At 69.7% G+C, this 19,104-nt stretch carries 17 protein-coding genes; 5 read left to right on the top strand and 12 right to left on the bottom strand.

Going from position 1 to position 19,104, the window contains the following annotated elements; all coding sequences use genetic code 11:
* Together ACFU7D_RS19975 and ACFU7D_RS19970 are read right to left on the bottom strand one after the other, a co-directional pair.
* On the bottom strand, nt 1–719 hold a 719-nt coding region (locus tag ACFU7D_RS19975; RefSeq protein ID WP_378870331.1), incomplete at its 3' end, for a response regulator.
* Nucleotides 716–1,840: a sensor histidine kinase gene (locus tag ACFU7D_RS19970; RefSeq protein ID WP_378870328.1), complete on the bottom strand. Its 1,125-nt coding sequence runs from the start codon at nt 1,838–1,840 to the stop codon at nt 716–718. The genes ACFU7D_RS19975 and ACFU7D_RS19970, both read right to left, overlap by 4 nt.
* Nucleotides 1,841–1,942: 102 nt before the next feature.
* Here ACFU7D_RS19970 and ACFU7D_RS19965 point away from each other — a divergent pair, with 102 nt between their 5' ends.
* On the top strand, nt 1,943–2,842 hold the full coding sequence (locus ACFU7D_RS19965; RefSeq protein ID WP_378729437.1) for a crotonase/enoyl-CoA hydratase family protein: 900 nt from the start codon (nt 1,943–1,945) through the stop codon (nt 2,840–2,842).
* A gap of 156 nt (nt 2,843–2,998) precedes the next feature.
* Here ACFU7D_RS19965 and ACFU7D_RS19960 read toward each other — a convergent pair whose 3' ends face one another.
* Both ACFU7D_RS19960 and ACFU7D_RS19955 read right to left on the bottom strand, forming a co-directional pair.
* Nucleotides 2,999–3,496, bottom strand: a complete 498-nt coding sequence (locus ACFU7D_RS19960) for a gluconokinase (RefSeq protein ID WP_378870326.1) — start codon at nt 3,494–3,496, stop codon at nt 2,999–3,001.
* Nucleotides 3,496–4,236, bottom strand: coding sequence for a dienelactone hydrolase family protein (locus ACFU7D_RS19955; protein WP_378729435.1), 741 nt, complete (start codon nt 4,234–4,236; stop codon nt 3,496–3,498). The genes ACFU7D_RS19960 and ACFU7D_RS19955 overlap by 1 nt, the downstream gene beginning before the upstream one ends.
* 43 nt (nt 4,237–4,279) lie before the next feature.
* On the opposite strand from ACFU7D_RS19955, the gene ACFU7D_RS19950 reads away from it, so the two are divergent.
* A complete protein-coding gene (locus ACFU7D_RS19950; RefSeq protein WP_378870323.1) occupies nt 4,280–4,765 on the top strand; it encodes an SRPBCC family protein in 486 nt (161 codons plus the stop codon).
* A gap of 647 nt (nt 4,766–5,412) precedes the next feature.
* Here the strand turns inward: ACFU7D_RS19950 and ACFU7D_RS19945 are convergent.
* From ACFU7D_RS19945 to ACFU7D_RS19925, 5 genes are all read right to left on the bottom strand, one after another.
* The gene (locus ACFU7D_RS19945) at nt 5,413–6,249 is read right to left on the bottom strand and encodes a 3'(2'),5'-bisphosphate nucleotidase CysQ (RefSeq protein WP_378870321.1); all 837 of its coding nucleotides are present in this window, start codon (nt 6,247–6,249) and stop codon (nt 5,413–5,415) included.
* 10 nt (nt 6,250–6,259) lie between these two features.
* On the bottom strand, nt 6,260–8,305 hold the full coding sequence (locus ACFU7D_RS19940) for a protein kinase (protein ID WP_378726478.1): 2,046 nt from the start codon (nt 8,303–8,305) through the stop codon (nt 6,260–6,262).
* A gap of 103 nt (nt 8,306–8,408) precedes the next feature.
* Complete coding sequence (locus tag ACFU7D_RS19935; protein WP_378870317.1) at nt 8,409–9,734, bottom strand: exopolysaccharide biosynthesis polyprenyl glycosylphosphotransferase; 1,326 nt, start codon at nt 9,732–9,734, stop codon at nt 8,409–8,411.
* Between the two features lie 161 nt (nt 9,735–9,895).
* Nucleotides 9,896–10,555 (bottom strand): response regulator transcription factor, encoded by a 660-nt coding sequence (locus ACFU7D_RS19930; RefSeq protein WP_350715368.1) that lies wholly within the window; start codon nt 10,553–10,555, stop codon nt 9,896–9,898.
* Between the two features lie 13 nt (nt 10,556–10,568).
* Nucleotides 10,569–11,555 (bottom strand): sensor histidine kinase, encoded by a 987-nt coding sequence (locus ACFU7D_RS19925; RefSeq protein WP_378870313.1) that lies wholly within the window; start codon nt 11,553–11,555, stop codon nt 10,569–10,571.
* A 423-nt stretch (nt 11,556–11,978) separates the two neighbouring features.
* Between ACFU7D_RS19925 and ACFU7D_RS19920 the strand changes: the two genes are divergently transcribed.
* A complete protein-coding gene (locus ACFU7D_RS19920; protein ID WP_378870311.1) occupies nt 11,979–12,590 on the top strand; it encodes a LuxR C-terminal-related transcriptional regulator in 612 nt (203 codons plus the stop codon).
* 30 nt (nt 12,591–12,620) lie between these two features.
* On the opposite strand, the gene pth is transcribed toward ACFU7D_RS19920, so the two are convergent.
* Together pth and ACFU7D_RS19910 are read right to left on the bottom strand one after the other, a co-directional pair.
* Entirely contained in the window at nt 12,621–13,232 is a 612-nt protein-coding gene (gene pth, locus ACFU7D_RS19915; protein WP_378726470.1) for an aminoacyl-tRNA hydrolase, read from the bottom strand.
* Nucleotides 13,229–13,846 carry a 50S ribosomal protein L25/general stress protein Ctc gene (locus tag ACFU7D_RS19910; protein ID WP_378870308.1) on the bottom strand — a complete coding sequence of 206 codons (618 nt, stop codon included), beginning with the start codon at nt 13,844–13,846 and terminating at the stop codon, nt 13,229–13,231. Before ACFU7D_RS19910 ends, pth begins: the two co-directional genes overlap by 4 nt.
* Before the next feature lie 223 nt (nt 13,847–14,069).
* On the opposite strand from ACFU7D_RS19910, the gene pepN reads away from it, so the two are divergent.
* Nucleotides 14,070–16,490, top strand: coding sequence for an aminopeptidase N (gene pepN, locus ACFU7D_RS19905; RefSeq protein WP_378870306.1), 2,421 nt, complete (start codon nt 14,070–14,072; stop codon nt 16,488–16,490).
* Between the two features lie 48 nt (nt 16,491–16,538).
* Nucleotides 16,539–17,552, top strand: coding sequence for an LCP family protein (locus tag ACFU7D_RS19900; RefSeq protein WP_378726464.1), 1,014 nt, complete (start codon nt 16,539–16,541; stop codon nt 17,550–17,552).
* 592 nt (nt 17,553–18,144) lie between these two features.
* On the opposite strand, the gene ACFU7D_RS19895 is transcribed toward ACFU7D_RS19900, so the two are convergent.
* Nucleotides 18,145–19,104: DUF222 domain-containing protein (locus ACFU7D_RS19895; RefSeq protein WP_378870302.1), on the bottom strand; the 960-nt coding region annotated here is incomplete at its 5' end.

Below are 19,104 nucleotides of genomic sequence, written 5' to 3'. Positions count from 1 at the left end.
GGGGGGGCTCCGGGGTGTCCGGGGGGCGCGCGGCTTGGGCCCCGCGCCTCTTGGGGGCCCGCGCTCCCGCGCCCGGCCGGGGGGGCGCGCACCGCTGCCTGCACCCGGTTGCGTACGCCGAGACGACCGAAGGCACTGCTCAGATAGGCCTTCACGGTCCCCTCCACGAGGTGGAGACGGCGACCGATCTCGGCGTTGGAGAGCCCGGCGGCGACCAGCGCCATCACGTCGCGCTCACGGTCGGTGAGGGCGGCGACCTTGGCCCGCGCGTCCGCGGCTCGCGACATCCGGTCACCGGCCCCGGCGCCGAGCTCGGCGATGACGCGCTGGGCGACCCGTGGGGAGAGGAAGGCGGCGCCGTCGGCGACCGCGTGCACACCCGCGAGCAGCTCGCGGGGATCGCCGGACTTCAGCAGGAACCCACTCGCCCCGTCGCCGAGGGCCCGGGCGATGTAGGCGTCCTCGGAGAAGGTGGTCAGCATGACCCGCGCGGTCTCCGGGGCGGTCCGAGCGATCTCGGCTCCCGCCGCCAGACCATCCATCCGGGGCATCCTGACGTCGAGCAGCGCGACATCGGGACGGTGGCGCTGGGCCGCTTCGACCGCCTCGCGCCCGTCGGCTGCCTCGGCGACCACCTCGATCGTCTCGTCGGTCTCCAGGATCGCGCGTACCCCGGCCCGCACCATCGCCTCGTCGTCGGCCAGCAGCACCCGGATCACAGGGCGGCCTTCCGCCTGTGGTGGGCGGGCAGGTCGGCGACCACCTGGAAGCCTTCACCTGCGACGGGGCCGTGACGCAGCGTGCCCCCGGCGGCACGCGCCGCCTCCTCCAGCCCGGCCAGGCCCAGCCCGGTCGTCGCGCCGGCTCGCGGCGGGAGGGTTGCCCGGCCGTTGCTCACCGAGAGGCGTACGCCAGCGGGTTCCCGCTCCTCCACCGCAACCGTCACCGTCGACCCGGGAGCGTGCCGGGCGGCGTTGGTGAGCGCCTCCTGGACGATCCGGTGGGCGGCCGCGTCGCGCACAGGCGCGGATCCCTCGTCGAGCGAGCCCACCAGGCGTACATCCATCCCCGACTCCCGCGCGCGCTCGACCAGGCCATCGATCCCGGCCGCGGCGGGGGTCAGCGGAGCCTCCTCAGCTGCGGGGCGGAGGACGCCGACGATCTCGCCGAGCCGCTCGGTGGCCCCGGCGGCGGCCGCGCGGATGTCGCCGGCCGCCTTCTGGTGTGCGTCGGTGAGCCCCGGTGCCACCTCGAGGGCACCGGCGCGCAGCGCGATCAGGCTGAGCTCGTGGCCCAGCGAGTCGTGCATCTCCTGGGCGATCCGGGCACGCTCGGTGAGCTGGGCCTGCTCGATCTCGGTCCAATGGCTGCGGGCGACCTGACGCAGGTAACGGCCGCTGAGCCACGGCAGCGCCATGAAGATGACCATGTTGCCGGCCATCGCGACCTGCACTCCGCCGCCGTTGACGACGGCGTCCAGCACGGTCAGCGCCACCACGCCCACGCCCGTCACGACCGCCGAGGGCCACACCTGGTCGGCCCATCTGCCGACGAGGAAGCTCGTCAGCGCCGCGAACGCGACGTAGCTGATCAGGATCCACCCGTCGTTGGCCACCACCGTGCCGCCGACCAGCGCGCACACGATCGCCACCGCGACGGCCGGCTGCCTCTGCCGGACCCACATCGCGACGGTGACGCCGAGGACTCCCAGCAGCGCCGACCAGCCCGACCACTGCGGGTGGCCGGCGTCGCTCATGTAGAGGTGTTCGGCGGTGACCGCCACGACCAGAAGGCCCGACAGGATCGACTCGAGGGTCCGGGGCCGGCGCAGCAGACTCACGCCCACCACGGTAGTTGCCGTCTCGACCGGGTTGTACCGACTTTCGTCAGTAGGCAGACCCGCCCTTCCGTAGCTGAACGGAATCGATACAGACTGTGACCCATGGCTTACGAGACCCTGACCTTCGACGTGGACGCCGACGGCATCGCGCTCCTGACCCTCAACCGACCCGACGCGCTCAACTCGTTCACGGTGACGATGGCGCGCGAACTGGAGGAGGTCTTCACCACCGACGCGATGGCCGACGAGGTGCGCGCGGTTGTCGTGACCGGCGCCGGGCGGGCGTTCTGCGCCGGGATGGACCTCTCCGCCTCCGGGAACGTGTTCGGCCTGGACGAGTCGCTGCACCCGACGCCCGAGAGGCTCGCCGAGCACCTCGCCGACCCGGCCAACCACCCCGAGTACGCCGAGGGCGTACGCGACACGGGCGGCAAAGTCACCCTCGCGATCCACGCGCTCCCCAAGCCCGTGATCGCCGCGATCAACGGCCCGGCGGTCGGCATCGGCGCCACGATGCTGTGCGCGATGGACGCGCGGCTGGCGTCCTCGAAGGCGAAGATCGGCTTCGTCTTCGGCAAGCTCGGCATCGTCCCCGAGGCCTGCTCGTCCTACTTCCTGCCACGCGTCGTGGGCGTCCCGCGGGCGCTGGAGTGGCTCTACACCGCGGAGATCCTCGACCCCGACCAAGCGCTCGACGGCGGCCTGGTCCGCAGCATCCACCTGCCCGACGAGCTGCTGCCCGCAGCCTTCGAGCTGGCCCGGAGGTTCACCAAGAACCGGTCGCCGGTCGGCACCGCGCTCGTCCGCCAGCTCATCACCCGCAACGCCTCCGCACGCCACCCGCTCGAGGCCCACCTGTCCGACTCGCTGGCGATGTTCTATGCCTCGATCGGCGACGGCAAGGAGGGAGTCGCCGCGTTCCTGGAGAAGCGGGCCCCCGAGTTCACGTCGAAGGCGTCCGAGGTTCCGGACGTGTTCCACGGACAGATTTTTACGGGCTGACCTGCAGCGATAGTCGAGAACCCCCTGTTGTGGGGCCGCATCCTGGGCTACGGTCGAAGGTGGGCCCGCCCGCTGGTCCCTCACCCGGGTGTGGCCGCGGCCGGCACGCAGTGCCCAACCCGAGATGGGCGCGTGTCGGCCGCATCTCGGTGCCGATCAGGCGCCGATCCGGGCTGCGTACTCCTCGACGATCGCGTCGACCGGCTGACTCACGTCGATGACCATCCCGGCCTCGTCCGAATCGAGCGGCTCGAGCGTCTTGAACTGGCTGTCCAGGAGCGCGGCCGGCATGAAGTGGCCGGGTCGGCTCGCCTGGCGCCTCGCGATCACCTCGCGGGTGCCCTCCAGATGGAGGAAGGTCACCCCGGCGTGGTGCCGACGGAGCTGGTCCCGGTACTTCCGCTTCAGCGCCGAGCAGCTCATCACGCCACCGCGCTCGGCGTGGCGGGCCAGCCACTCCCCGACCGCCTCGAGCCAGGGGTAGCGGTCGTCGTCGTCGAGCGCGATCCCCGCGGTCATCTTCTCGATGTTCGCCTGCGGGTGCAGGTCGTCGGCATCCTCGAACGGCACCCGCAGCCGCCCCGCGATCGCCGCCCCGATGGTCGACTTCCCTGAGCCCGAGACTCCCATCACGACCAGCACCGGTTTCGCCATCACGACATCGTACGGGCGTAGAGCGCCTCGAGATCGGTGAAGTGCCGATGCGTCCCCGCCTCCTGGTAGGAGGAGGTGTCCGCCATCGAGTAGCCGTGCGGGGCGTCGGGGTAGATGAGGTTGGTGTAGATCACCCCGGCGTCGTCGAGGGCCCTGCTGAGGTCGGCGACGTTCTCCGGAGTCATGGAGCGGTCGTGGTCGGCATGGCCGAAGTAGTACTCCGCCCTGGTCCCGGCGATGCAGGTGTGCGGCGAGGCCTCCTCCGCGGTGACCAGCCCGCCGCCGTGGAAGCCGCCGACCGCGACGAACTCGTCGGGGAACCGCCCCGCGGTCCGCACCGCCAGCCGGGCGCCCATGCAGTAGCCGTGGGTTGCGAGCGGACCGGCGGCGTACGTCCGGAGGGCTTCGACGTACGCCGGGATGTCGATCGCCAGCCGGTCCACCGTGAGGCCACGGACTCGGGCCATCGCACCGTCCGCGAAGAACGCGTCCCTCGCCGCAGGGTCGCGGAGATCGGTGGTCGGGGCCAGCTCCGCGATGCCGCCGTCGCGGTAGAAGACGTTGGGCGCGAGGACGACGTAGCCCCACGATGCGACCCGCTCGACCATCTCCGCCAGCCGCGGCCGCAGGCCGATCGCGTCCATGTAGACGAGCACGCCGCCCTTCGGTGCGCTCTCGGGCCGGGCCAGATAGGCCTCGGCGATGCCGTCCGATGTCTCGATCTCAATCTTCTCGACCACGACCTCACGCTACCGGCAGGCCCTTGCTGCCATGCTCGTCCCCATGACTCAGCACCCAGAGGCACTGCACCTCGAATCCTCCCGAGCGATCCCGGTCGCCCACGAGACCGCCCTCGCCCGCGTCCTCCCGGCCCCGCTGCCGCAGATCTTCGGTCGCCGGTACGCCGCGATCGGCCCGATCGCCGAGGTCCGCGACCAGGCCGGCGACTGGGACACCGTCGGTGAGACCCGCACGATCGTTCTCGCCGACGGCGCGACGATGCGCGAGACCCTGACCGGCATCGACGCTCCCTCGTCGTTCTCCTACGAGATCACGCCGCTCTCCGGCCCGCTCAAGCTCCTGGTCGGTCACGTCGTCGGTCGCTGGTCCTTCGCCCCCGCCGGCACCGGCACCCGGGTCACTTGGTCCTGGGATGTCACCCCCGCCTCTCGGGCGGCATCGTTCGCGATGCCGGTTTTCGGGTGGATGTGGAAGAGGTATGCGCGGCAAAGCTTGGAGTCGCTCGAGGACCTGTTGGTCGGCGCTTGAGCTTTGCTTCTTGCGCGTCGGCGGGTTGGCGTTCTTTTGTGGTTGGGGTTTGCCGCCGACCCTTGCTTGGAGGGTGTTCTCGGCGGCGTCCGGAGTAAAGGACGGCCTGTGGCCGCCGGCTTCGCCGGTCGCCTGCGGCGATCCTTGACACCGGCCGTCGCCGAGAAAAAGATGGCTGGCTATCGGGCCGGCGGCAGGGGTTTGGTACGCCGATTTCGATTGGGTACGAGCTTGGGATGCTGGGTGGCCGGTGCCTCGGAGGTGAACGAATTTTCGTTCAGGCAGGACCCTTGCCGACTTGGTGGGGTCGACGAGTGAGAGAGAATTTTCTTTCACCGGGGAAGGCTGCCCCCTGGCAGAGGTGGGTTCGCGGGGTGAACGAATTTTCGTTCGCCCCGGGGACGTCCACCTCCCGAGGAGCGATCACCCGGCGACCACACCGGGGCCGCCGCCCCGATAGCCAGCCAAATCTTTCTCGACATGGTCCGGTGTCAAGGACCGCGAAGCGGCCGGCGAAGCCGGCGGCCGAAGGCCGTCCTTTACTCCGGGGCAGGTCGAGAAACACTCGAGAACGGGTCGGCGGCCCACAGCCGAACCAAAACACGGTCACACAACCGCGGCGAAACAAGAGTCAGCCAGAAACGGCGTCACTCCACCCCGTTGCGCTTGATAAAGGAGAGGATCTGCTCAGAGAGCTCCGGCCGACACACGATCACATCAGGCAGATAGACATCGTCCTGGTTGTAGCGCAGCGGCGAGCCATCGATGCGCGAGGTGAACAGCCCAGCAGCAGCCGCGACCGCGACGGGAGCGGCGGAGTCCCACTCGTACTGCCCGCCCGCGTGGACGTACGCGTCGGAGATGTCGCGCACGACCGACATCATCTTCACGCCGGCCGATCCCATCGGCACCAGCTCGGCGCCGATCTCCTCGGCCAGCGCCTCCACGAACGCCGGCGGGCGGCTGCGGGAGACCGCGATCCGGGGACGGGTCGAGGTCGACGGCGGCACGACCGGAGCGGCACCGGTGTGGAAGGTGCTCTGCACGGACGCGTCGGCGAGCGCCGGCTGCGCGACCGCGCCGGCGATGAGCTCTCCTCCGTTGGAGGAGGCCCACAGCGCCACGTGCACCGCCCAGTCATCGCGCGGCGGCTCGGAGAACTCGCGGGTCCCGTCGAGCGGATCGATGATCCACACCCGGTCCTGGGTGAGCCGCTCCTTGGAGTCCTTGCCCTCCTCGGACAGGACCCCGTCCTCGGGACGGTAGGCGGCGACGAGTTCCATCAGCAGCTCATGTGCCGCCAGGTCACCGGCGTCCTTGAGCTCCTTGCCCTCCAGGCCGGAGGTGGCGCGCACCTCGAGCAGCCGGCGACCGGCGGTCTCGGCCAGCCAGGCGGCCAGCAGGTGGTCGGAGGCGAGGATCTCGGGCGTGGGCACACCGGCATCGCTCTGCTGAATTTTCTCTGGCTCCGCTTCGAAGTTCACCCGCGGCACTCTATCGAGACGTCCGCCGGCTCCGAAGAAGACCCAGCCCGAGCCCGATCGCGACGACCAGCACCACCCCGGTCAGCACAGCGCGCAGGATCAGCCCGGTCTTGGCACGCTCGTCCTCGTCGGTGACGTCGTTGGCCATGGTCTCGGCCGACTTCAGGATCACCTCGAGAAGGCTCTGGATGTATTCGACGGCGCCGTCGGACCAGGTGCGGACGATCGGCTCGCCCTTCGACGCCGCCCTCAGCTCCGTCGCGACGCCGTCGATGCTGCCCTTGGCGGCAACATCACGGACCGTACGCTGCACCATCATCGCGCCCGAGCCCTTGTCGAAGGTGCCGTCGGAGACCCGGTCGAGCTCCGCCTGCAGCTCGGGCGAGGCACCCGAGTAGAACGCCGAGGACGACTTCACCCAGGCGGCCTCCGCGTCGGTGAGGTCCTTGACCGACTTCGTACCGATCTCGTTCTCGGACAGCGCGACGACCATGAGCTCCCGCTCGATGCTGAAAGCCTCCGCGGCCCCGGTCAGCCTGCTGAGGTTGCGGACCTGGTCACCGGTCTGGCCGTCCTCCAGCTCCGGCACCTGCGCCGCGAGCATCAGCAGGTTGCTGGCCAACGCGGTGTAGACCTCGCGAGCAGCGTCCTGGCTGGCCCGGTCGCCTTGCTGCATCTCGACCCGGTAGAGCTCGAAGTCGTCGAGCACCTCGGTGATGTCGTGGTGGAGACTCCGCAGCTCGGGATCACCGTCGACGTCGATCTCGGCCGCGGCGGTCCGCCACTCCTCGACCGCGAGGTCGGTCGTGTGCAGGTAGGTGGAGCGTACGTTGACCGGCGCCTGCGCGACGGGCTGCAGCGCATCGCGTTCGAAGATCACGTCGACGGCGAGCTCGATGGTCTCGGGGAGCGCCTCGCTGAGTGCGGCCGCCCGGCCGGTCTCGGAGGCACTCCGGAAGGAGGCGAACGTCGCCAGGCCGCCGACCGCGACACCGACCAGGGCCACTGCCAGCAGGATGCTCAACGTCCGGTTGGCGCCGGAGGGCTTCGCCACCCGGGACCCGCCGGTCGGGAACGACCCGCTCGCCCCGATGTTCGCGAACGCCCCGGACGAACCGGTGGCCCCGGTCGACCCGGCTGCGGGGAACGAGCCGCTCCCGCCGAAAGCCTCGTAGGCACCGGAGGTGCTGATCGGACCCGACGGGTGCATCGGCCGCTGCCGGGGCACCTGCACGTCGAAGACCGGTAGCGGGCCCGAGCCGGTGAGCACCGCGACGACGTCGTGCGCGCTCGGCCGCTGCCCGGGGTCCTTGGCCATCATCATCGCGACCAGGTCGTCGATGATCTTCGGCACCTGGACCGCGCCGCTGACCCGCGGGATGGGTGCGGTGGCGTGCTGGTAGACCATCGTCGCCGGCGCGCCGCCGGAGTAGGGGGTGCGGCCGGTGAGCATCTCGTAGAAGACGCAGCCCAGCGAGTAGATGTCGCTCGGCGGACCGACCTCGCCCCCCGAGCCACGCTCGGGCGAGAGGTAGCCGAGGCTTCCGACCACGTCGTGGGTGGAGGTCAGCCGCTGGTCGCCCAGGCGGGCGAGCTGGGCGATCCCGAAGTCGACGATCCTGATCCTGCGGTCACTGTCGTAGACGAGGTTGGACGGCTTGATGTCGCGGTGGACGATCCCCTGGGCGTGGACCGCGGCGAGCGTACGCGCGGCCTGGACGATGACCTCACCGGCCTCGCGGGCGATCAGCGGGCCGTGCGAGCGCAGGCGCTCGCCGAGGTCGGGGCCGGTCAGGAGCTCCATGACAAGGAAGGCCATCGGCCCGTTGGCGGTACGTTCGATCCCGGCGTCGTGGACCTGCACGGTGCCGGAGTGGCTGGCGGCCGCGGTGGAGAGGGACTCGCGCCGGAACCGCTCGATCATCGTCGGGTCGGCCGACGTCCGCACGATCTTGACCGCGACCCAGCGCTGCAGGGTGAGGTCCATGGCCTGCCATACCTCGCCCATACCGCCTCGCCCGATCAGGCGGTGCAGCTCGTATCGGCCGGCAATCATGGGGTGGGGGGAGGTTTGCATGGGGGACGTTCCCGTCGAGGATCCAGTTGTTCGTACGTGTTGGGTTGCTCACACAACGGCCTGGGAGTTTAGGCGACACTCACTAGTAGGCGCCAGAGCCACGCACGACAGCTTTGACCGTACGAACGACGATTCCGAAGTCGCGTAGCAGCGTCCAGTTGTCCACATAGTCCAGGTCCAGGCGAACCGTGTCCTCCCAGGAGAGGTCCGATCGCCCCGAGACCTGCCACAGCCCGGTCAGACCGGGAGCAACCGCGAGTCGGCGATGCGAGTCCCGATCGTACATCGCCACCTCGCTCGGCAGTCCAGGCCGAGGTCCGACCAGCGACATCTGGCCCAGCACGATGTTGAAAAGCTGCGGCAGCTCGTCGATGGAGTACTTCCTCAGCACCCGCCCGACACGGGTCACCCGCGGGTCCGCGCGGAGCTTGAAGAGGACCTGGCCGGGACGGTGGTCGAGCGTGCGCAGCAGCGACTCGGCGTCGACGACCATGGTGCGGAACTTCCAGATCCGGAACTGCTTGCCGTTGCGTCCGACGCGCACCTGCCGGAAGAAGACCGGGCCCGGGGAGTCGAGCTTGATCACGACCGCCATCACGGCGAAGACCGGGACAAGAACGGCGGCGGCTGCCGCCGCGGCCAGCCACTCCCACACGTACTTGGCCACCCGGGTCAGCCGCGCCCGCAGGGCCTCGTCGACGTAGAGGAGGCTCATCGAGCCCAGCCGCATCGAGGACGTACGCTGCGGGGTCACGTCCTGCATCCGGGTGCTGACCAGCAGGGGAAGGCCGAAGGACTCGCTCGTCCAGGCCAGTCGCTGGATCTCGCGGCCGGCCAGGTCGGGCCCGGGGACGACCAGCACCGCGTCGGGCCCGACCGAGGCGATCGCGCCGGAGAGCCCGTCGGCGCGGCATACCGCCGCGGCCTCCATCAGGCCGCCGCTGAGCCGATGGGTCCACTCCGGGATCGCTCCGTGGTCATGGGCCGCCTCGACCACCACGACCCGCAACGGGGTGCGCGGCCGGGAGCTGAAGATGTAGCCCACCACCCGGAACGCGAGCGCGGTCACCAGCCCGAGGATCGTCTGCACGACCAGCTGCGCCTGCGGCAGCTCGACCAGCGCACCCAGCAGCCAGGTCGCCATGCTCATCGCCATGAACGCCTTGAAGACCCCCGAGACCGTCGCCCGTAGGCGCTCGGCGCCGGGCAGGATCTTCGGCGCGGTGATCCTGGTGGCCAGCCCCCAGAGCAGACCCCACACCAGCGCGTGGACGATCTCCTGTCCCACGATCAGCGGCGCGAGGATCATCAGCGCGAGCCCGTCGACCATCGAGGCCTGCAACCGAAGGGAGGGTGCCTTGGCGGACACCCTCCGTCGGTTGATGTCGATCGGGACTACTGTCTCCACCGACGCCAGCTCTACCGTCATCATCTCCCCCAAAGCTGCTGGGCGCCCGAACGCTTACTTCATGCCAGAACAATGCGGGAAGAAAGCGGTCGTTGGGGGCCGATGGGGGTCCGGTTAGACCAAATGAGGGAACCGGAACCCACTGGTCCAGACCAGTGGTTTCACTCCAGCGACTGCGGGGACCGCCAGCCGAGCCGGTGAGCGAGGCCGACGGCGGCGATCTGGGAGGTGACCTGGAGCTTGGCGAGGATGGACTTCACCTGGGTGCGCACCGTCGCCTCCGACACGACGCCGATGACGGCGATCTCGTGGACGGTGCGGCCGAGCATCAGGTGGCCGAGGACCTGCGACTCGCGCTTGGTGAGCAGCTCGATGCGACGGCTCAGCTCGGAGACCTCGTGCTGGCGCTCGAACCAGACCCGGATCAGCCGCTCGCGATCGCTCACCGCCAGGACGCAGGCGCCCTGGTAGAGCCGCCTGACGGTGCCGAGGATCTCGCCGAGCGGGCGGGACTTGGACAGCACGGTGCGGGCGCCGTTGCGCAGCGCCTGGCCCCAGCGAGCCTCCTCGATCGCGCCGGTCACCACGACCACGTCGACGCCGGCCTTGGCCAGCGGTTCGATGAGGCGTACGCCGTCGCCGTAGCGGCCCAGGTCGAGGTCGAGGAGCACGACCTTCGGCTTGTTGCGGAGTACGACGGAGACCATGGTGGCGGTGGAGACGGGCTCGCTGGGCATCGGGATGCGACGCACGTCGTACCCCTCCATCGAGACGGCGAGCTCGAGCGACTCGGCGAAGAGGACGTGGTCCTCGACGATCACGACTCGATACTGGCTACGCGGCGACAACGTCATCGGGGACGCCTTCCTGCTCTGCTTCTGTCGTGGCGCGCGGGATCACGGCGCTGGGAAGAGTGACCACGAAGGTTGTACGTTCCGCGGCGGCGAGGCGGAGTGAGCCCCCCATCCGCTCGGCCACGGTGTGGGCTTCGTTGAGCCCGATCCCCTGGCCGGCTGAGTCAGGCCCGCGGACGCCCCACTCGAAGATCCGCTCGCGCACCTCGGGGGCGACCCCGGGGCCGTCGTCGGAGACCTCGATCACGACCATCTGACGGGACTCGCCAGGCTCGTGCCGGACGGTGACGTCGACAGCGCCGGAGCCGTGCTTGGCCGCGTTGTCGAGAAGAATGTTGATGATCCGTGCGGCCGCGTCCGAGCTGCCGACCGCGAGCGCGTTGCTGGGCTCGTGGACCACCGTGGTGCCGCCGGCCTCGTGGGCCAGGGCGAGGTTGTGGACGACCGCGTCGACGTCGATCACTCCGGTGTCGACGGGCATCGTGTCCGCGCCGCCTCGCTGGGCACGGACGAGGCGCTCCAGGCGCCTGAGCTCGCTGCCCATCATGGCCATCATCGCGACGCGACGCTCCGGGTCGAGCGTCTCGGAGTTGCACAGCAGCTCGCTCGCCGAGCGAACACCGGCGAGGGTCGAGGTCACCTCGTGCATCCGGGCCCGGTGCAGACGCTGCGTCTCACGCGCGCTGAGCAGGTCGTGGTAGATCTCGTCGGCTGCCTTCGCCTCCGCTGCGCACACGCGCCGGTAGATGCGCACAGCACCGAACAGGAGCGCTGCGGCGGCCGCGAGCGAGGTGGTGACGACGATGACCGTGAGAAGGACCCAGAGGAGTGCTCCGCCGGGACGGAAGGAGACCCAAGGGCCCTGAAGGACGGCGATCAGAAAGCTCTGGACGCCGATCAGGACGGCGGTGGTGGTTGCGTACGCGGTGGTTAACCAACCCGAGTTGATCCGTTGGAAAATGGACATAGACATACTGCTCCCCAGGACGGGTCGGCCAGTGAGGTATGAGTCCCGAATAGGGCCGTGTCCAGGCCCTGCTCCCCCAGCCCGAGCTTGTCGGGCCGTCCCAATATGAATGTTGTGACCGAAACCTTTACAAGGCAACGTAATCAGCACGGTATCGCCACGTGACCCCATTTCGGGCCAATACCGAGAATTGAGGAGTCATAGAATTTCGAGGTCGTCCACAAATTACATTGCGGGAAGCGTTGTCCCAGGTCATCCCCAAACTTGGGGCACTGTAGAACAGGTTCCCGATCTCCGCCTGGATCCGCCCACAATATTCATACCCCCAGGGAGATCTGGCGGGGACCGGGACGACCGAACGGCACAGCAGACATGGCAGCCTCGACCGTACGACTCAGGGTCGCAGTCTCAGCGGACGAGACGATGACCCTTGATGCCGTGACGGTTGCGCTCGACGAGCACGGAATCACCGTGACGGCGACGGCCTCCACCTCCGCGGATCCCGACGAGCTGCTCGTCGGAGCTCCCTCGGCCTGGCTGGTGGTCACCGACCTCGACGGCTGGACCCATCTCGGCGAGGTGTGTGACCTGGTCCGAGGCGTAAGACTGCCCGGGGTCGTGCTGACCTCCGCCCCGCGCGGGGGGCTCTGGGGAGCCCTGCTCGAGGCCGGCGCGGTCGCGGTGCTCTCCGACGACACCCACTCGGACACGATCGAGGACGCGCTGCGCGATGCGGCCGAGGGACGGCACGGGCACACTCCGGGAGAGGTCGAGGGACTGGTCTCGCAGTGGCACCTGATGCGGGAAGGACGCGAACGCATGCACCGCCTGGTCCGATCGCTGACGGTGCGTGAGCACGAGGTGCTCGAGCTGCTCTACGACGGGGCCACCGTCGCCGAGATCGCGTCGCGCTTCGGGGTGGCGCAGACGACGGTGCGGACGCAGGTGAAGTCGATCCTGCGGAAGTTCGAGGTCGGTTCCCAGCTGGCGGCGGTCGCTGCGTACGACCGGTATCTGCGGCCACCTCGGAGCTGACCCCTCAGAGTTGACCCCTGAGAGTCGACCCTAGGAGTTGAACCGCTGCTGGGTCTTCTCCAGACCCTCGTTGATCAGCGTCTCGATCGCGTCGGCGGCGGTGTCGACCACGAACGGCAGCACCTTGCGCTCGGTGCTGGAGAAGTTGGAGAGCACGAAGTCGTGCACCTCCTGGCGACCGGGCGGGCGGCCGATGCCGACGCGCACCCGGTGGAAGTCGCCGGTGCCCAGAGAGGACCGCATCGACTTGAGGCCGTTGTGGCCGTTGTCGCCACCGCCCAGCTTGACCCGCATCGTGTCGAAGGCGATGTCGAGCTCGTCATGGATGGCGATGACATGGTCGGGCTGGACCTTGTAGAAGGTCGCGAGCGCCTTGACCGGCCCGCCGGACTCGTTCATGTAGGTCCGCGAGCGCGCAAGCACGACGCGTGGGCCGGGCACCCCGGGGGTAGTCCCCCGGAGGCGCCCTTCCACGACGTCAGCACGGCCGGACTTGTGGGCACGCCACTTGCTGCCCAGCCGGTTGGCCAGCTCGTCGGTGACGAGGTAGCCGATGTTGTGACGGTGCCCGGCGTACGTCGGCCCGGGGTTGCCCAGGCCGACGACCAGCCAGACGCCGTCGGTCACCGAGTCAGAAGTCACTCGGCGTCGGCGGCCTCAGCCTCGGTGGCCTCGGCGGCCTCGCCCTCGGCAGCCTCGGCGGGCTCCTCGATGGTCTTGGCCTCGGTGATGTTGACGACCAGGGTCTCCGGGTCGCTGACCAGGGTGGTGCCCTTCGGCAGCGTGACGGAGCCGGCCAGGATCTGGGTGCCGATCTCGAGGCCCTCGATGCTGACCTCGATGCTCTCCGGCACGTGGGTGGCCTCGGCCTCGACGGTCAGGGTGTTGGCGTCGGTGACGACCATGGTGCCGGAGGCGGCATCGCCCACGACGTTGATGACGATGTCGACGGTGACCTTCTCGCCCGCGCGGACGGCGACGAAGTCGACGTGCTCGATGACGCGGCGGACGTCGTCGACCTGGACCTGCTTGGTCAGGGCGAGCTGGGTCTTGCCGTCGATGTCGAGCTCGAGGAGCGCGTTCGCACCGTGGTTCTTGAGCGCCATCATGGTGTCGTGGCCCGGCAGGCTCAGGTGGATCGGGTCGGCGCCGTGGCCGTAGACGACCGCCGGGATCTTGTTCTCACGGCGGATGCGGCGAGCGGCACCCTTGCCGAACTCGGTGCGCTTCTCGGCGACGATCTTCTCGCTGGACATGCGTTGAACTCCTCGGTGAGTGATGCTGACGTCAATGGCGCCCGGCTGGTCCAACGAAGGCCGTGCGACGAAGGCACGGCGTCTCTGAGAAGAGACGTCCACCTTGTCGATCACGGAGCGCGAGGCGCTCCCTCGCCGAGGCAACTGCCACAGACTATCCCCGGGTCACGCTCACAGCGAAATGCGCGCGCGTGCTGACCTGCGAGGACGTACGTTGGAGGTCGTGTCCCTCACACTCGACGAGGCCCGCACACGGGCCGGCGTGCTCAGCTCCGTCTCCTACTCCCTCGATCTCGACCTCACCGGTCCCGAGACGTTCCGGAGTCGCACCCGGGTCCGGTTTCGATCCACGGTCGCCGAGACGTTCCTGGACCTGAAGGGCGCGCTCGCGGTGTCGCTGGTCGTCAACGACGAGGCGGTCGAGGTCGCCTACGACGGCAGTCGGGTGGCCCTGACCGGGCTCTCGGCCGACGCCTTCAACGAGGTGGAGGTGACCGCGACGCTGCCCTGCACGACCGACGGCGACGGGATGCACACGTTCACCGACCCCGTCGACGGGTCGCGCTATGTGTCCGCCTACCTGGGCATGGACAACGCCTCGAAGGTCTACGCCTGCTTCGACCAGAACGACCTCAAGGCGTCGTTCGCGGTCGCGGTCACCGCCGATCCGGCCGACACGGTCCTCGCCAACGGCGCCGTCGTCTCGCACGACGCCGGACGCTGGGTGTTCGCCACCACTCCCCCGATCCCGCCGGCCCTGCTGGTCGTCGCCGCCGGGCCGTGGCACTCGGTGCGCTGGACGGCTGTGCTCGATTCCGGGGAGAGCCTCGAGTTCGGCTGGCATGCGCGGCGGTCGCTGGCGGCCGAGCTTGACCGCGACGCGGACGAGCTGCGGCGTACGTCGGAGGCGTGCTTCGCCCACTACGCCGACCTCATCGACGAGCCCTACCCGTTCGACTCCTACGACCAGGTCTTCGTGCCCGGGCTCAACTGGGGTGCGCAGGAGATGCCGGGGTGCGTGACCTACCGCGACGAGCTGCTGCCCCGCGGCGCGATCACCGACACCCAGCGCGCGTTCCGCGCGGTGATCATCGCCCACGAGATGTCGCACATGTGGTTCGGCGACTCGATGACGATGACCTGGTGGGAGGACACCTGGCTGCAGGAGTCGTTCGCCGACTACATGGGTTACCGGGTCGCCGAGGCGGGCGCCGGCTTCTCGGACCTGCGGGTCGAGGTGGAGATCGGGAGCAAGCCGTGGGGCTACCGCTCCGACGCGCGACGCTCGACCCATCCGGTCGCTCCGCTGGCCGTGGACGTGCCCGACGTGGACACCGCCGCCACCATCTTCGACGGCATCTCCTACGCCAAGGGCGGGGCCTGTCTGGTGCAGCTCGCCTTCTGGCTCGGTGACGAGGAGTTCATGGCCGGGGTCAACCGTCACCTGACCCGCTTCCGGTTCGCCAACGCGACGCTGGCCGACTTCGTCGAGTCGCTCGCGGCGAGCTCGCCGAAGGACGTACGCGGGTGGGTGGACGCCTGGCTGCGGCGCCCGGGGTTCGACACCGTGTCGGTGCGGCGCGACGGGGACGTACCGGTCCTGGAGCGCGAGGGAAGCCGGCCGCACGCGTTCACCGTCGCCGGCTACGACTCCGCGCTGCGGCTCGTGGGACGCAAGCGGGTCGAGCTGGGTGCCGAACCGTTGCCGCTGCCGGAGTTCGCCGGCCTCGCCGTGGTCCCCAACGCCGGCGGTGAGACCTTCGCCGCGCTCCGCCTCGACCCGGGGTCGTGGGAGGCGCTCTCCGGCGGGCTCTCCCGGCTCGAGGACCCGCTCGTACGTGCCGTGCTCTGGTCCGCCACCGCCCTGCGGGTGCGATCGCGTGACCTCTCGGCCGACGACTACCTCGACCTGGTCGAGGCCCACCTTCCTGCGGAGACCCGGGCGGACATCATCGAGGGAGTCCTTGCCGAGGTGCGGTCCGTGGTGATCCCGCAACGGGTGCCGGCCTCGCGCGCGGCAGGAGCGGTGGCGCGGGTCGCCGCCGCGTCCGCCGCGGGCCTGGCGGCTTCCGCCGACGACGAGCAGCGGGCCCTGGCCTGGGCGGGGGCCCTGGCCGCGACCAGCGCGGACGCCGGGCTGCTGCGCGGCTGGCTGGACGCCGACAAGGTCGGTGTCGGCATCCCATTGCTGCCGACCACACGCTGGGCGGCGATCGTACGTCTCGCCTCGCTCGGCGAGGCCGACGCCCGGTTCATCGCGACCGAGCGCGGCCGGGACGGCACCGCCGAGGGAGACCTCGGGGCGCTTCGGGCCCTCGCTGCCCGTCCCTCGACCAGCGCGAAGGACGCCGCCTGGGAGGCGATGCTCGCCCCCGGTGTCGACAACCGTCGCTTCGGGGCGCTGGCATCGGGGATGTGGATCGCCGAGCAGGCGCACCTGCTGCGTCCCTACGTCACCGCCTATCTCGCCGAGGCGCCGGCCCTGGCCACCCGTGGCCAGGCTTTCGCCATCGAGGTCGGGCGAGCCTTCCCCCGAATCGCTCTCGACGACGAGCAGCTCACCGCGCTGCGCACTGCCCTGGCCGGCGACGTACCGACGATCCTGCGGCGTTCCTGGGAGGACCACTTCGACGACCGCGAGTAGCGACGACTAGCCTCTATCCGCCCTCGACCCCCACCACTGAGGACGGCCATGAAGAAGAAGCGCATCTGGCTCAGCGTCGGGATCGCGTTCGTCGTGCTCGTCGGCGCCGTGACCGGCACCGGTTGGTATCTCGCCCACCGGCTCGACCGCCAGGTCCGGACCGTCGATGTCTTCGCCGGGCTCGAGGAGCGTCCCGAGGCTGCCGGCGACGCTGCCGGCGCCCTGAACATCCTGCTCCTCGGCACCGACGGACGCACCGGCGGCGAGGCCACCACCGGCAGCGGGGCCACCGCGTCGTGGACGCCCGGTGAGCAGCGCGCCGACACGATGATGCTGCTCCACCTCAGCGCGGACCGCCGCTCGGCCTCGGTCGTCTCGATCCCACGGGACTCCTGGGTGCGGATCCCGGGCCACGGCAAGGCCAAGGTCAACGCCGCCTTCTCCCAAGGTGGGCCGAGGCTCAGCGTGCAGACGGTCGAGAAGCTCACCGGCGTACGCATCGACCACGTCGCCTGGGTCGACTGGGCCGGCTTCGAGGAGATCGGCGACCTCCTCGGCGGCGTCGAGGTCTACATCCCCGAGACCGTCCACGACTCCGCGCGCGACCGCACCTGGACCAAGGGCACCCACCTGCTCAGTGGCGAGGAGGCCCTCCTCTACGTGCGCCAGCGCTACGGCCTCCCCGGCGGCGACCTCGACCGTGTGAAGCGCCAGCAGTACGTGCTGCGATCCATCCTCCGCGGCCTGCGCCAGAGCGTCGACCCGAAGAACCCCAAGAAGGCGTACGACCTCCTCGACATCATCACCCGCCACCTGACCGTCGACTCCGGCTTCTCCGGCGGTGACCTCCGTGGCCTGGCCCTCGACCTCGCCCGGATGCCATCGTCGGACCTGACCTTCTTCACGGCTCCCGTTGCCGGGCTGGGACGAGAGGGCAAGCAGAGCGTCGTCCATCTCGATCGGCGCGAGGGGCGGAAGCTGTGGGACGCCGTGCGGGAGGACGAGATGGATGCATGGCTTGCTCAGAACCAGGATGTTCTGACGGGGCGGACAGTCAACTGAGGGCTGGCCGGTGGCTGGTGGCCGCCGACCCGTTACGGAGGGTGTTCTCGGGGTCGGCGGCGGGGTTTGGCGCGGATTCCCTGGGTTGGGTACGGGCTTGGGACTTCTGGTGCTGACTCCTTGGTTGTGGAGGCTGATGCTCGGGCCCTTTTACAAGGCGATGACACCTTGTGAAGGATTCACAAGCGCGCGTCGCTCGGGGCCGGTGGCGGGTTGGCTGCCTTAGCGGCATGGACGGCGACGACGGCGCGGGCACTGTGCCCCGCCGAGATGTTGATCCCCTCTGCTGCGGAGCGTGGGACCTCGCCGTGGCAGAGGGCAGCATCAGCAGCAGTGGGATAGCCCCCACCCAGACGTGGTGCGCGACCAACCGGGCACGTTCCCGCGTCCAGCCCGGTCCCGCGTCGAGCTCGGTGCGGTCCGGTGATCGGCACCGGACCGGCGATCCTCACCGGTCGAGGGCCGGCAGCGGTTCGACGACGGTCAGTCCCACCAGGGTCAGGGAAGCGCGCACCGATCGTCTCAGCGGACGCGGACGCATGGCGGCCAAGGACGTGCGTGGTGGGGTGGTCTGGTTGCGGGCGTGGCTGGTTCAGGTCCGTCGGGTGAACCGGATCTGTCCGTCCGGGAGTCGCTCATACTCGGAGCCGGCGTTGTGGATGCGGCGATGGTCGCTGGGACACAGCAGGACCATGTTGGCCATGTCGGTTCTGCCGCCTTCGGACCAGGGTTTCAGGTGGTGGGCTTCGGTCCAGGCGGCTGGGGCGTCGCAGTCCTCGGCTTGGCAGCCTTGATCGCGGAGCCGCAGGGCGCGGTGTTGGATCGGGTGGGCCAGGCGGGCGGTGCGGCCGAGGTCGAGGACTTCGGAGTTGGTGCCCAGCACCACCGGGACCAGGTCGGCGTTGCAGGCCAGCCGGCGGGCCTCGGCGGCGGTGATCATCTCGCCGTCAAAGCCGAGGGCTGCGGTGCCGAGGTCGTTGCGGAGGTCGTCCACGTTCATGGTGATGAAGACCGTGGTGGCGTGGCCACCGTGGCGGGGCAGCTGGTCGACGTCGTAGGTCTCGATCACGCGGGCGAACGCTTGACCCAGCAACCGGTCGTAGGGGGCTTTGCGGCCCTTGTCCTGTGCGGACCACTTCCGGGGCTGGGCCAGGGAGTCGAGGATGGTGCGGAGCCTGATCCCGACCGCACGGGAAACCCGGGCGTGGATGTCGATGGTGCCGTCGCCGTTGTCACGCGACTGGAAGAACGTGCGCCGTTGGGCGTGCTCTTCCTCCCGCTGCAGGGCCTTGGCCTCAGCCTGCTCGAATCGTGCGGGGTCGATCTCGGCCAGAACCCGGCGTCCGGCGATCTTGAGCTCGTTCGCGGTCATCCAGCTGGCGTAGTCCACGAGGAGCTTCTCGGCCAGGGCCAGGTCCTCGGCACTGGCGGCCGGGTCGGTCTCGACGGCATCGAGCGCCTTCGTGATCACCCGGGCCTTGTCCTGAGACACCACACCCTCGGCCAGACCAGCAGCGACCAGGTCGTACTTGGCGAGGCCGGCAGCGAGTTT

The sequence above is a fragment of the Nocardioides sp. NPDC057577 genome (genome assembly GCF_042801335.1).
GTDB lineage: Bacteria > Actinomycetota > Actinomycetes > Propionibacteriales > Nocardioidaceae > Nocardioides.
The sequence above is the reverse complement of the archived record's forward strand: the minus strand, read 5'-3'. Positions and strand labels throughout refer to the sequence as shown.